We start from the raw sequence: 12,935 nt of genomic DNA, 5'->3' as shown, positions 1-12,935 counted from the left end.
CAGAATGCCAAGGCGGCTCGAAGGTGAGTTTGACTACATCGTCGTGGGGGCCGGCACGGCCGGCTGCATCGTCGCCAACCGGCTCTCGGCCGATCGCAACAACCGCGTGCTCATCCTGGAAGCCGGCGGCGACGACAATTGGATCTGGTTCCACATCCCGGTCGGCTATCTCTTCGCGATCGGCAATCCCCGCTCCGACTGGATGTTCAAGACCGAGGCGGAGCCCGGCCTGAACGGCCGCGCGCTCGCCTATCCCCGCGGCAAGGTGATCGGCGGCTGCTCGGCGATCAATGCCATGATCTCGATGCGCGGACAGGCCGCCGATTACGATCATTGGCGCCAGCTTGGGCTGACCGGCTGGGGCTATGACGACGTGCTGCCGTTGTTCAAGCGTCTGGAAGACCACTTCCTCGGAGCCAGCGAGCATCACGGCGCCGGCGGCGGCTGGCGCATCGAGGCGCCGCGGCTGTCCTGGGCCATTCTCGACGCCGTCGGCGATGCCGCCGAGGAGATGGGTATCAAGCGCATCCCGGATTTCAACACCGGCGACAACGAAGGCACGAGCTATTTCCACGTCAACCAGAAGCGCGGCCGGCGCTGGTCTTCGGCGCGCGGCTTCCTCAAGCCCGCACTGAACCGCCCCAATCTGCGGCTCGAGAAGCATGTGCTGGTCGACCGCCTCGTCGTCGAGCAGGGCCGCGCCGTCGGCGTCCGCTTCATCCAGAACGGCGAGATCGTCGAGGCGCGCGCGAAACGCGAGGTGGTGCTCTCGGCCGGCGCGATCGGCTCGGTGCAGGTGCTGCATCGCTCCGGCATCGGACCGGCCGACTGGCTGTCGCCGCTCGGCATCGACATCGTCATGGACAAGCCGGGTGTGGGGCGCAATCTGCAGGATCACCTCCAGCAGCGCGCGATCTACAGGGTCGAGGGCGTCCGTACGTTGAACGAGACCTATTACAACCTGTTCCGCCGCGGCCTGATGGGTCTCGACTACGCCTTCCGCCGCCGCGGTCCTCTGACCATGGCACCTTCGCAGCTCGGCATCTTCACACGCTCGGATGCGACGCGCGCCCGCGCCAACATTCAGTTTCACGTGCAGCCGCTCTCGCTCGACAAGTTCGGCGATCCCCTGCACCGCTTTCCCGCCATCACCGTCAGCGCCTGCAATCTGCAGCCGACCTCGCGCGGCACCGTGCGGTTGCGCGCAACAACGCCTGATGAGAAGCCGATCATCGCGCCAAATTACCTGTCGACCGACGACGACCGCCAGGTCGCCGCCGACGCCATTCGCACCACGCGCCGCTTGATGCAGCAGAAGGCGCTGGCAAAATATCGGCCCAGCGAATATCTGCCGGGGCCGACGGTCGGCGATGACGACGCCTCGTTGGCGAAGGCCGCCGGCGATATCGGTACCACCATTTTTCACCCCGTCGGCACGGCGAAGATGGGCGCGGCGAACGATCCCTTGGCGGTGGTCGACGAGCGCCTGCGCTTCTACGGCCTCGGAAGCTTGCGCATCGTCGATGCCTCGATCATGCCGACCATCACCTCGGGCAATACCAACACGCCGACGGCGATGATTGCGGAGAAAGGGGCCACGATGATCCTGGAGGACGCGAAGTAGTCAACCCGTAGCGCATCACTACTTCACCCATGATCAATCCGCACCGTTTTTCCATCGGCCCGGCCAACGCGCAGATCGCCATATTGCAATGGGGCGAGAGCGGCAGGCCGCCCGCGTTGCTCCTGCATGGCACCGGCTTCGTGGCCGATGTCTGGGACGAGGTCGCGCGAGAGCTTGCATTGACCTACACCGTCTACGCGCTCGACCGCCGCGGCCACGGCGCCAGCCACAAGCCCGGCGCTTATCACTTCCTGGATTACGCCGACGACGTCTGCCGGGTGATCGATGCGCTCGATCTCCGCGACATCTACGGCATTGGCCACAGCGCGGGCGCGACCGACCTGCTGCTGGCAGCAAAAATGCGGCCGGGATGCTTCACACGCCTGTTCGTGATGGAGCCGACGGTCATGGATCCGCGCACGGCGCGCTCCGGGGATTTGAGCGAGGAATCCCTCGCCCGCGTGCAGGGCACGCTGCGCCGGCGGGCTGAATTCGACAGCGCAGATGCCGTATTCGCGCGCTACCGCGAAGCGCCGGCGTTCGCGGATTGGACCGAGACGTCGCTATGGGCCTATGTACACCACGGCTTCACGCGGCTCGACGACGGCCGCGTCCGGCTCTGCTGCATGCCCGAAATCGAATCCGCTATCCTGCTTCCGATCTATGAGGCCATGGAGCAGGTCTATGTTGGCGATGCCCGCGGCAACCCGTTTTCCGCGCTCACCGAGATCAATTGCCCGGTGCGCATCACGACCGCCGCGAAGTCGGGGCCGATCTACAAGGAGATGGCGCGACGCGCCGCGACACTGATTCCGCGGGTCAGCACCCTGGCCTTCGAGGAAGTCGGGCACTGCGTGGCGCAGGAAGTGCCGGAGCGCGTGGTCGAGGCAATCCTGGCGAACTCCGGTTCGTAGCCCTGGAGCGAGCGCAATCCGGGGCAGGCGCCTCCCGTACCTCGCTTCCCTCCATGCGGGCTACAGATCCTCCCACCTCACGAAATCGTCATCCCACCATGGAATAAACCCGCCCGTGCCTCGATCACCTCCCCGCAGCCCAATTCCGGGCGACGTGGAGATGCGCGATGAGCGGACAAGATCACGGGGATGACGGCGTCAGCCGCCGCAAGGTGCTGGAATGCATGACCTGGGCTGGCACCGGGGTGCTCTGGACTGTCACGGGCGGCGTGCCGCGCTCGCTCGGCATCATCGATTCCGCGCAAGCCGCGAACGCGGTGGCGCCCGGCATGAGCTTCCTCCAGATCAGCGACAGCCATGTCGGCTTCGACAAGCCGGCCAATCCCAACGCGCTCGGCACGCTGGAGGAGGCCGTCAGCAAGATCAACGCGATGCCGACCAAGCCTTCCTTCATGATTCACACCGGCGACATCACCCATCTATCGAAAGCCGCCGAGTTCGATAATGCCGATCGCATCATCTCGCATAGCAAGCTCGACGTGCACTACGTACCGGGCGAGCACGATTTCCTCGACGAGGACGTGAAACTTTATCGCGAGCGCTACGGCCGCGGCACCAGGGGCCAGGGCTGGTATTCGTTCGATGCCGGCGGCGTGCACTTCGTCGGCCTCGTCAACGTCGTCGATCTCAAGGCCGGCGGCCTCGGCAATCTCGGCGCCGAGCAGCTCGCCTGGCTCGAGGACGATCTGCGCGGCAAGTCGAAATCGACGCCGATCGTGCTGTTCGCTCATATCCCGCTCTGGACCGTCTATCCGGAATGGGGCTGGGGCACCGAGGACGGCGGCCGCGCGCTCGAATACGTCAAGGGTTTTGGCTCGGTCACCGTGCTGAACGGCCACATCCACCAGGTGATGCAGAAGGTCGAAGGCAACGTCACCTTCCACACGGCGCGCTCGACCGCCTTCCCGCAGCCGACGCCGGGAACAGCGCCCTCGCCCGGTCCGATGAAGGTCGAGGACGCAAAGCTCCGTTCCATGCTCGGCGTCGCCAGCATCAACTTCAAGCAGAACGAGCAGCGGCTCGCGATCATCGACACACCACTGCAAGGCTAAGGCTGAACGGAAGCAGACAATGAAGACACTCAATCGCCGCGACTTCGGTGTCGACCTCGGTCTCGCTTTGGCCGCGGCCGTGCTGTTGCCCGTAACAAAAGCCCGCGCCGACGACCTGGAAATCCACATCGACAATTTCGTGTTCCAGCCGGCCGAGCTCAAGATCAAGGTCGGCGCCACCGTGACCTGGACCAACCGCGACGACATCCCGCACACCATCGTGTCTGCCGGCAAGTTCAGGTCCAAGACCCTGGACACCGACGACAAGTTCTCCTTCACCTTCACCAATGCAGGAGACTACGAATATTTTTGTTCGCTGCACCCGCACATGACGGGGATTATCAAGGTTGAGTAACGTCTCCACCCAAGGCATCAACGTCCTGCCCGGCCGGTGGCCCCACGCCGGCCGGGCGCGTGCGCCTTCGATCACGGCAAAACAAGAAACAGAGGCAAAGCGAGGAGCGATGCCGGCCACCGACGATGTGCAGAAGGCGCAACGCTTCCGCGAAGCGGCGCTGCCCTATCTCGACGACGTCTACACGCTCGCGCGTTACCTGCTGCGCGATGCCTCCGACGCCGATGACGCGGTGCAGGAATGCTATCTGCGCGCGCTGAAGCATTTTGACAGCTATCGCGGCCCGGCGATGAAGCCCTGGCTGTTCGCCATCCTGCGCAACGTCTGCAACGCAGAATATGCAAGGCGAGCGCACCGGCCCGGTGCGATCGAGGACACGCCCGGCGCCGACGAGCAGGCGCCGATCTGGCAGGAGAGCGAGTCGAGCCCGGAAACCGAAATGCTGCGCAGCCGCGACGCCGGCGCCATCCGCAAGCTGATCGACGCGCTCGCCGAGCCGTTCAAGGAAACCTTCGTGCTGCGCGAGGTCAACAACCTGTCCTATCGTGAAATCGCCGATGTCGTCGGCGCCCCCGTCGGCACCGTGATGTCCCGCCTCGCCCGCGCCCGCGCCATGCTGCGCGCGGCCTGGACGGCCGAAGAGGAGCAAGCGAAATGACCTGCGACGAAGCAAGGATCCTGCTTCACGCGCTGCTCGACAACGAGCTCGATGCCGGCCATGCGCGCGAGGTCGAAGCCCATATCGCCGGCTGCCCGGCCTGCGCCGCGGAGTTCGCCGCGCAGCGCGAGATGCAGCGCGTGCTCGCTGGCACCAAGCTGCACTATACCGCGCCGGCAAGCCTGCGCGACCGGATCGAGGCGTCGCTGCCGAAGCAGCAAGCCCAGCCGACCCGCCGCTCCGTGCTGCGCGGCTTTGCGATGGGCTCGGCGGTCTCCGCGCTCGCCGCTTCGGGCGTTGTCGCCTTGGTGCTGCGCCAGGACGACCAGCAGCGCGTCCTGTCGGAGGTCGTCTCCGCGCATCTGCGCTCGCTCCAGGCCGGTCACCTCACCGACGTGGTCTCGACGGACCAGCACACGGTGAAGCCCTGGTTCAATGGCAAGCTCGACGTCGCCCCACCGGTGATCGATCTCACCGCGCAAGGCTTTACGCTGGTCGGCGGCCGGCTCGACTATATCGACGCCCGTGCCATCGGCGCGGTTGTCTACAGGCGCCGCCAGCACTTAATCAATCTGTTCGTGGCGCAGACATCGAGCACCGAACACCGACCGCCGAAGACGCAGACCATGCAGGGCTTCAACTGCCGCCGCTGGGGCGAGCGCGGCCTGAACTTCTGGGCCGTCAGCGATATCGGCGCCGACGAGCTCGCCGAGTTCGTCGACAAGTTCGAGGCGGCGATGAAGGCGAATGTGGAGGGGTAGTTGCACCTGACACCCTCATGTGAGGAGCGAAGCGACGAAGCAATCAGGCTACGTCCGCGGAGACAGCCTGGATTGCTTCGCTTCGCTCGCAATGACGCATGCCGAGATGGCTCGGCCGAAGATCAGGCCGACCGTCGCACCGCGTTGTCCACCAGCGTCTTGCCGAGCGACCAGATCGCGCCGGGGACCTTGTGGCTGCCGGCGATGACGTCGTCGAACGCCTTCTCGATCCAGCTGCAGTCTTCCTCGGTGATGGTGAGCGGCGGCAGGAGCTTGATGGTGTGGCTGCCGTGGCCGGCGACTTGCGTCAGGATCTTGTGATCCTTGAACAGCGGCACGGTGATGAGCTGGCAGAACAGGCCCTTGTTGGCCGCCTCCAGCACGTTCCAGGACGCGCGCAGGCGCAGCGATTTCGGTGGGCCGAACTCGACGCCGATCATCAGGCCCTTGCCGCGCACTTCCTTCATCAGCTCGTAGCCGGGCACCATGCGCGTCAGCGCGAGCCGCAGCTCGGCGCCGCGCTTGGCGGCGGACTCGATCAGCTTCTCGGACTCCATGACGTCGAGCGTCGCGATGCCCGCGGCCATCGCGAGGTCGTTCTTGGAAAAGGTGGAGCCGTGCACCACCGCGCGGTCCATCTGGTTGAAGATCTTGTCGAAGATGGCCTTGCGCGTCAGCACCGCGCCAACAGGCACGTGGCCGCCCGACAGCGACTTCGACAGCAGCACCATGTCGGGCTCGACGTTCCAGTGCTCGACCGCGAGGAAGCGGCCGGTGCGGCCCATGCCGGTCTGGATCTCGTCGGCGACGAACAGCGTGCCGTACTTCTTGCAGAGTGCGGCCGCGCCGGGCAGGAACTCGTCCGTGGGCATGTTGACGCCCTTGCCCTGGATCGGCTCGACGACGAAGGCCGCAACCTCGCGCGAGGCCAGGGCCTTTTCCAGCGCGGCCAGATCGTTGAACGGGACCGGGGTGCAGCCCGGCAACAGCGGCTCGAATCCGGTGCGGAAGTTCGAGTCGCCGGTCAGCGACAGCGCGCCATAGGTCAGGCCGTGGTAGCCGTGGGCGCAATAGACGATGCCGGGACGGCCGGTCGCGCCACGCGCGAATTTGATCGCGGCTTCGACGCATTCCGCGCCGGAATTGGCGAAGAACGCCTTGTCGAGATAGGGAACGTATTTCAGCAGCCGTTCGGCCAGCACGCCGGCGAGCGTCGAGACGTCGAACTGGACGAGGTTGGGCAGATCGGCATCGAGCACGCTCTTGAGCGCATCGCGCATGACAGGATGATTGCGCCCGATCGCAAACACGCCAAAGCCGGACAACAGGTCAAGGTAGCGAGCGCCGTCGCGATCGTACAGGTACTGCCCCTGGCCCTTCTGGAAGCCGACATCGTAGCCGATGGTCTTGAGAACCCGGACGAACTGCTCGTTGAGATATCGGTTATGCAGGGTGCTGCGCTGGGCCTGACGGTCCGCGAATAGCTGAGACATGTCTGGATTTGGGCTGTGCATCCGCTACATACTTCGATTGGAGGCCGACTCGTCAACTGAAAACGGACCGTTACTGAAAACGCTCTGTGCGGCCTTTTGCCCTTTTTCGGACCATCTTCGCAAGCACAGCTTTTAGATCATGTTGCACTGCCAAGGAACTATCATGCGTTTGGCCCTTTACACCGGACTAATACTGGCTGGCGGTTACACCTGCCTGACACCCGCGCTCGCTGCAGACCCGACCGGCGACTGGCGGGTAGCCGACAGCGTTGCCAACATTCGTGTCGCCCAATGTTATGGCAGCATGTGGGGCGCGGTTTCCTGGGAAAAGCAACCCGGCGGGCGCGACGAGAACAATCCGGATGTCTCGAAAAAGAACAGGCCGACGCTGGGCATGGCTACCCTGATCGACATGAAGAAGAAGCCCGGTATCGATCAGTGGGAAGGACAGGTCTACAACGCCAAGGATGGACAGCTCTACAGCGCGACCATCACGCCGGCTGGTCCCGACCAACTCGAAATCAAGGGCTGCGTGATGGGCTTTCTCTGCGGCGGCGAGACCTGGACCCGGGTCGGCCCGCCAATCCCCTCGAGTCCTGTCAACGCCATGGCCAAGGGCGCGCCGAAATCCGGCGGCGCGGCGCCGCCGAAGCCTCAAGGGGCGCAGGCAGCTCAAGCCACGACCGGCGCCACGGCGCCTGCGCCTGCAGCTCCGAAGGCTGCTGGCGCCGCCAAGCCCGGTCAGAAGAGCGCCGCCGACCCCGTCGGCGACATCTGCCTACTCCCCGAGATTGCGGGGTTTGCCCATTAGGGCCGGCTGAAACAGCAGCACGGCAGCCAGCGTCGTCACCAGCGAGAGTGCCAGCAGCTTGCCCATGCTGGACGTGCCGGGATGACTCGACAGCCACAGGCTGCCGAACGCTGTTGCCGTCGTCAGCGCGCTGAAAAAGATCGCGCGCGTGAGGCTGGTCTGGAGCAGGTTTGTTCTGCCCGAGCGCCACGCGACGACATAATAGATCTTGAAGGCAACACCGACGCCGAGCAGCAGCGGGAATGCAACGATATTGGCGAAGTTCAGCGGCAGGCCGATCAACACGCAGATCTCGAGCGTCACTGCGCCGGCAACCAGAAGCGGCACCAGCGTCATCAGCACGTCGACGAACCGGCGTAGCGTGATCCACAGCAGGAGCCCGATCACCACCAGCGCGTAGATGCCGGCGTGGATGAACGCCTTCACCACGGTGTCGCCGGATTTCAGGATCGAGACCGGTCCGCCGATCGCGGTCGGCTCGGCCGCGAGCACCGCCGCCGCGAATTTGCGCAGCGTGTCGTTGTCGTTGGGATCGCCCTTGGGCAGCGCCTCGACGCGGATGATGCCGTCCTTGCTCTTCCAGGCGCTGACGAGCTCGGGCGGCAGTGACTTCAGGGTGACCGGCTCGGCCTGCATGGCGTTCCTGAGCTGGTCGAACACGATCTTCATCGGCGTGACGAACACGTCCTGCGCCTTGTTGCGCGTGGCCTCGTCGCCATCGGCGAGCTTTTCGAGCGCGTCTGCAAGACGGCGCGAGGCGACCGCCCCAGGTCCCTTCGCGTCGCCCGCGGTCCGGCGCAGATTGTCGACCGACGATTTCAGCGACTCGACGTTTTCCTGATCCGACGGCGCCGCATCGATCTGATCGGGGTTCAGCGCAGGGTTGAGCACCTTGGCCCCCTGTGCGAGCAGCTTCAGCTTCGGCGGCTGGTCCTGTGGCACGAAGCTGTCCAGAGACATCACCCTGAGCACCTCTGGCACCTTCTCCAGCTTCGCCTCGACCTGCCTCGCCTGCTCCTCCGACGTCGTCATCACGTTGATGGCATTGGCGCCGGTGTTGGGGTCCTTGCGCAAATCGAGGAAGGTGGCGATCGATTCGGCCTTCGGGTTGCGCAGATTCATCGGGTTGAAGTCGAACTTCATGAAGTAGAGCAGCGGCAGGCCGCCAAGCGCGAGCAGCAGCGTGCCGCCGACGATCAGAACGCGATGCTTCTCCAGGAAGTGATCGAGTGGCGCCAGGAAGGCGTAGCCGACGGGCTCCGGCTCGCCGGGCGGGTTCAGGAGCTTGAGCAGCGCCGGCAGCACGGTGATGCTGGACACGAACGCCACCAGCATGCCGACACCGGCGATCTGTCCGAGTTCCGAGATGCCCTTGTAGTCGGTCGGCATGAAGCAGAGGAAGCCCGCTGCGGTGGCCATCGCCGCGAGCGACAGCGGCACCGCCGAGCGCTTGGCGGCCAGCACCAGCGCGCCCGAGAGGTCATTGTGCTTGTAGCGCTCGGAGCGATAGCGGACGCTGTACTGGATGCCAAAATCGACGCCGAGACCGACGAACAACACCGCGAACGCGATCGACAGCAGATTGAGCGAGCCGACCATCATCAGGCCGGCCGCGGTCGTGATCGCTAGGCCCACGAAGAGATTGACGAACACCGCAAAGATGATCTTCGCCGAATGCAGCGCCAGCCACAGGATGACCAGCACGACGAGAACTGTGCCGACGCCGTTGACGACGGCCCCCTCCTGTACGGTCGCGTATTCCTCGTTGGCGATCGGGACCGGGCCGGTCAGGCGCACCCGCGCTTGGTATTTGGTGGGAAAGTCCAGATCGGCCGCCGCTTTCCGGATCGCGTCGGTGGCGTCCTTGCCCGGCTCCAGCGCGTTGTAGTCGAGGACCGGTTTGAACTCGATGAAGGTGCGCTTGTCCGAATCCTTCAACGGCTCGTCGCTGACGAGCTCGCGCCAGGAGAAGCTGGCATTGCCCTTGTTGAGCACGGTCTCGACGGTCTGCGCGATCAGGTTGAAGGGCCGCTCGGTATTGTCGAGCTTGACCTGGCCTCGCTTGACCCCGGCAAGGCCGGTTTCAAGCGCGCCGGTGAGGCCGCGGATCGAGGGATCGCCGGCCATGATCTCGATCAGGGGCGCGGCGGATTCGAACTGGCCGGTGATCTTGGCGACTTCTTCCGTCGGCAGGAACAGCAGTCCATTCCTCTCGAAGAACTCGCCGCTACCGAGTTGCTGCATCGACTGGAAGTTGGTCTTGTCGTCCTTCAGCTTGGCATAGAGCGCGTCTGCCGCGGCGCTCGCCATCTCCGGCGTCCGGGCCTCGATCACAGCGAGGATCGTTTCGTTCTGATCAAACGCCTGGTCGAATTGCTGGTCACGTTTGCGCCAGTCGAGATTCTGGGAAATCAGCGAATTGATGTCGGTGTTGATGGCGAAGTGGCGCGCAGTGTAATAGCCCGCCCCCACCGACAGCAGGAGCCCGAGAACGACGACGAGGGAGGCAAACCGGGTGCAGGCCCTGACGATGGCAACGACTACGCTTTGCAGCACTTCTTTTCTTTCTGCGGTTAAACAGCTTGCCGGAAACGCCCGCTGTTTATCGGAGTTCCCCGGCGAAACCTATTGCTGTTTTGAGTGGTTCTCGCCGCGCGAAGGTTCGAGGTAAACGGCGGGGGACCGTGGCAAAATCATGCGGGCGGTCGGTATAGCCGGGGACTTGAGGCGGGAAAGTGACGAAGAACGATGCACCGATGTCGCGAATTTGCGCACAGGGTGTCAGCTACTATAATACCTAAGAAATGAGCTGCCAGCGTTCCCTTCTTTCCTTATTGCCGATTTTTTGACACAAAGTATTGCGCCTCCATGCGCCGGAGCCCCAATGAGGGTGGGCAGCTACCGCGTGTGCGAACCAATGGTGCGGATATTGCAACTCATTGGTCAGTATCGGGGTGCCGCCGGGGAACTTACGAAAGCGGATTGGTGCAACTTGCGTGATGGACGTCCAATGGAAGTTTATCTGGCGCAACCGCGCGGTTTCTGCGCGGGCGTGGTGCGTGCGATCGAAATCGTGGAACGGGCGCTGGAGAAGTACGGCCCGCCCGTCTACGTGCGCCATGAGATCGTGCACAACAAGTACGTCGTCGAGAGCCTGAAGAGCAAAGGCGCAATCTTCGTCGAGGAACTCTCCGAGGTGCCGGCGAAGGCGGTGACGGTCTTCAGCGCCCATGGCGTCGCCCGCAGTGTCGAGGAAGAGGCTGCCGCGCGCGACCTTCCGGTGCTCAATGCCACCTGCCCCCTGGTCACGAAAGTTCACAATCAGGGGAAGCGCTACATCGGCAAGGGCCGGACGCTGATTCTGATCGGCCATGCCGGCCACCCCGAAGTCGAGGGCACGATGGGCCAGGTCCCGGGACCGGTGCAGCTTGTCCAGAGCGTCGAGGAGGTTAAGGCGCTCACATTGCCGGCGGATACGCCAGTGGCCTACATCACCCAGACCACCCTGTCGGTCGACGACACCAAGGACATCATAGCGGCCCTTCAGGCCCGCTTTACAGATATTCAAGGCCCGGATATCCGGGATATCTGCTATGCGACACAGAACCGCCAATCTGCGGTAAGGGATTTGAGCAAGCTGGTCGACGTGATCCTGGTGGTGGGCGCTGCCAACAGTTCGAACTCGAACCGGCTCCGCGAAATCGGCACTGAGGCCGGCGTCGCGAGTTATTTGATTGCCGACGGCAGCGAGCTCAATCCGGAATGGTTGAAGGATGCCAGGACCGTCGGCGTCACGGCCGGCGCTTCGGCGCCCGAGGTACTCGTGGATGACGTGATCGAAGCGATGCGGCGGATCGGACCGGTCAAGGTCTCGGTGCTGCCGGGCCGCGAGGAAAACATCGAATTCCGGCTTCCGGCCCAACTGGCTGCGAGCTGACCCACCCGAATTCAAAGCCCAGAAAGAAACCTGTAATGGCTATCCCGTTCTTCAAGGAAATGCGTATCGGCGGCTATTTGCTCAAGCAGAAACTGCTTGGCCGCAAACGCTATCCGCTCGTGCTGATGTTGGAGCCGCTGTTTCGCTGCAACCTCGCCTGCGTCGGCTGCGGCAAGATCGATTATCCCGATGCGATCCTCAACCGCCGCATGACCGCGCAGGAGTGCTGGGACGCGGCCGACGAGTGCGGCGCGCCGATGGTCGCCATTCCCGGCGGCGAGCCGCTGATCCACAAGGAGATCGGCGAGATCGTGCGTGGCCTCGTCGCGCGCAAGAAGTTCGTCTCGCTCTGCACCAACGCGCTGCTGCTCGAGAAGAAGCTCGATCTGTTCGAGCCCTCGCCGTACTTGTTCTTCTCGGTGCATCTCGACGGCCTGCGCGACCACCATGACAAAGCCGTGTCGCAGAAGGGCGTGTTCGACCGCGCCGTCTCGGCGATCAAGGCGGCCAAGGCGCGCGGTTTCACCGTCAACGTCAACGCCACCATCTTCGACGGCCATCCGGCCGAGGAGATCGCAAAGTTCCTCGACCTCACGGTCGAGCTCGGCGTCGGCGTCTCGATGTCGCCGGGCTACGCCTATGAGCGCGCGCCGGACCAGGAGCACTTCCTCAACCGCACCAAGACCAAGAAGCTGTTCCGCGACGTCTTCGCGATGGGCAAAGGCAAGAAGTGGAACTTCATGCATTCCGGCCTGTTCCTGGACTTCCTCGCCGGCAACCAGGAATACGAGTGCACGCCTTGGGGCATGCCCGCGCGCAACATCTTCGGCTGGCAGAAGCCCTGCTACCTGCTCGGTGAAGGCTACGCCAAGACCTTCAAGGAGCTGATGGAGACCACCGACTGGGAGACCTACGGCACCGGCCGTTACGAGAAGTGCGCCGACTGTATGGCCCATTGCGGCTATGAGCCCACCGCGGCCACGGCAGCGCTCAACAACCCGCTGAAGGCGATGTGGGTGGCGCTGCGCGGCGTCAGGACGACCGGCCCGATGGCGCCGGAGATCGACATGAGCAAGCAGCGCCCGGCGCAGTACATCTTCTCGGAGCAGGTCCAGAAGAAGCTGTCCGAGATCCGCAAGGACGAAGCCGCCGCCGCGCAGGCGAAGGCCGCGCAGAAGGCTTCGACCGCCGCGTAGGCGCGACAGAAATAGTCACGAATGGAAAAGGCCCGGTGCCAATGGCGACCGGGCCTTTTTTGTCGAATCGAGGA

Annotated in this window: 11 protein-coding genes; 9 read left to right on the top strand and 2 right to left on the bottom strand. The window is 64.1% G+C overall.

Annotation, left to right across the window (positions count from 1 at the left end; all coding sequences use genetic code 11):
* Positions 1-4: 4 nt before the first annotated feature.
* The 6 genes from ABIG06_RS24410 to ABIG06_RS24385 all read left to right on the top strand — a co-directional run bounded on the left by ABIG06_RS24410 (position 5) and on the right by ABIG06_RS24385 (position 5,424).
* Positions 5-1,624 (top strand): GMC family oxidoreductase, encoded by a 1,620-nt coding sequence (locus tag ABIG06_RS24410; RefSeq protein WP_124160780.1) that lies wholly within the window; start codon positions 5-7, stop codon positions 1,622-1,624.
* A gap of 29 nt (positions 1,625-1,653) precedes the next feature.
* Entirely contained in the window at positions 1,654-2,538 is an 885-nt protein-coding gene (locus ABIG06_RS24405; protein WP_124160779.1) for an alpha/beta fold hydrolase, read from the top strand.
* 167 nt (positions 2,539-2,705) lie between these two features.
* Positions 2,706-3,650 (top strand): metallophosphoesterase family protein, encoded by a 945-nt coding sequence (locus tag ABIG06_RS24400; RefSeq protein WP_370138890.1) that lies wholly within the window; start codon positions 2,706-2,708, stop codon positions 3,648-3,650.
* 19 nt (positions 3,651-3,669) lie between these two features.
* Positions 3,670-4,005: a cupredoxin domain-containing protein gene (locus ABIG06_RS24395; protein WP_370138889.1), complete on the top strand. Its 336-nt coding sequence runs from the start codon at positions 3,670-3,672 to the stop codon at positions 4,003-4,005.
* A 109-nt stretch (positions 4,006-4,114) separates the two neighbouring features.
* Positions 4,115-4,663 (top strand): sigma-70 family RNA polymerase sigma factor, encoded by a 549-nt coding sequence (locus tag ABIG06_RS24390; RefSeq protein WP_370138888.1) that lies wholly within the window; start codon positions 4,115-4,117, stop codon positions 4,661-4,663.
* The gene (locus ABIG06_RS24385) at positions 4,660-5,424 is read left to right on the top strand and encodes an anti-sigma factor family protein (RefSeq protein WP_370138887.1); all 765 of its coding nucleotides are present in this window, start codon (positions 4,660-4,662) and stop codon (positions 5,422-5,424) included. Before ABIG06_RS24390 ends, ABIG06_RS24385 begins: the two co-directional genes overlap by 4 nt.
* Positions 5,425-5,546: 122 nt before the next feature.
* Here ABIG06_RS24385 and hpnO read toward each other — a convergent pair whose 3' ends face one another.
* Entirely contained in the window at positions 5,547-6,938 is a 1,392-nt protein-coding gene (gene hpnO / locus ABIG06_RS24380; RefSeq protein ID WP_370138886.1) for an aminobacteriohopanetriol synthase HpnO, read from the bottom strand.
* 142 nt (positions 6,939-7,080) lie between these two features.
* On the opposite strand from hpnO, the gene ABIG06_RS24375 reads away from it, so the two are divergent.
* Positions 7,081-7,728: a DUF2147 domain-containing protein gene (locus ABIG06_RS24375; RefSeq protein WP_199751539.1), complete on the top strand. Its 648-nt coding sequence runs from the start codon at positions 7,081-7,083 to the stop codon at positions 7,726-7,728.
* On the opposite strand, the gene ABIG06_RS24370 is transcribed toward ABIG06_RS24375, so the two are convergent.
* Positions 7,696-10,284 (bottom strand): MMPL family transporter, encoded by a 2,589-nt coding sequence (locus ABIG06_RS24370; protein ID WP_370138885.1) that lies wholly within the window; start codon positions 10,282-10,284, stop codon positions 7,696-7,698. The genes ABIG06_RS24375 and ABIG06_RS24370 overlap by 33 nt on opposite strands.
* A 454-nt stretch (positions 10,285-10,738) precedes the next feature.
* On the opposite strand from ABIG06_RS24370, the gene ispH reads away from it, so the two are divergent.
* Positions 10,739-11,665 carry a 4-hydroxy-3-methylbut-2-enyl diphosphate reductase gene (ispH, locus tag ABIG06_RS24365; RefSeq protein ID WP_370140897.1) on the top strand — a complete coding sequence of 309 codons (927 nt, stop codon included), beginning with the start codon at positions 10,739-10,741 and terminating at the stop codon, positions 11,663-11,665.
* Positions 11,666-11,700: 35 nt separating this feature from the next.
* Entirely contained in the window at positions 11,701-12,861 is a 1,161-nt protein-coding gene (gene hpnH, locus ABIG06_RS24360) for an adenosyl-hopene transferase HpnH (RefSeq protein WP_124160772.1), read from the top strand.
* Positions 12,862-12,935 lie beyond the last annotated feature (74 nt).

It is taken from the genome of Bradyrhizobium sp. USDA 326, assembly GCF_049739485.1.
In the GTDB taxonomy this organism is placed as follows: Bacteria; Pseudomonadota; Alphaproteobacteria; order Rhizobiales; family Xanthobacteraceae; genus Bradyrhizobium.
The sequence above is the reverse complement of the archived record's forward strand: the minus strand, read 5'-3'. Positions and strand labels throughout refer to the sequence as shown.

Coding starts and splice junctions, on each gene's coding strand:
- hpnH (WP_124160772.1), top strand. CDS start 11,701: ATGGCTATCCCGTTCTTCAAGGAAATGCGTATCGGCGGCTATTTGCTC.
- ABIG06_RS24410 (WP_124160780.1), top strand. CDS start 5: ATGCCAAGGCGGCTCGAAGGTGAGTTTGACTACATCGTCGTGGGGGCC.
- ABIG06_RS24375 (WP_199751539.1), top strand. CDS start 7,081: ATGCGTTTGGCCCTTTACACCGGACTAATACTGGCTGGCGGTTACACC.
- ABIG06_RS24390 (WP_370138888.1), top strand. CDS start 4,115: ATGCCGGCCACCGACGATGTGCAGAAGGCGCAACGCTTCCGCGAAGCG.
- ABIG06_RS24400 (WP_370138890.1), top strand. CDS start 2,706: ATGAGCGGACAAGATCACGGGGATGACGGCGTCAGCCGCCGCAAGGTG.
- ABIG06_RS24405 (WP_124160779.1), top strand. CDS start 1,654: ATGATCAATCCGCACCGTTTTTCCATCGGCCCGGCCAACGCGCAGATC.
- ABIG06_RS24395 (WP_370138889.1), top strand. CDS start 3,670: ATGAAGACACTCAATCGCCGCGACTTCGGTGTCGACCTCGGTCTCGCT.
- hpnO (WP_370138886.1), bottom strand. CDS start 6,938: ATGCACAGCCCAAATCCAGACATGTCTCAGCTATTCGCGGACCGTCAG.
- ABIG06_RS24385 (WP_370138887.1), top strand. CDS start 4,660: ATGACCTGCGACGAAGCAAGGATCCTGCTTCACGCGCTGCTCGACAAC.
- ispH (WP_370140897.1), top strand. CDS start 10,739: ATGGAAGTTTATCTGGCGCAACCGCGCGGTTTCTGCGCGGGCGTGGTG.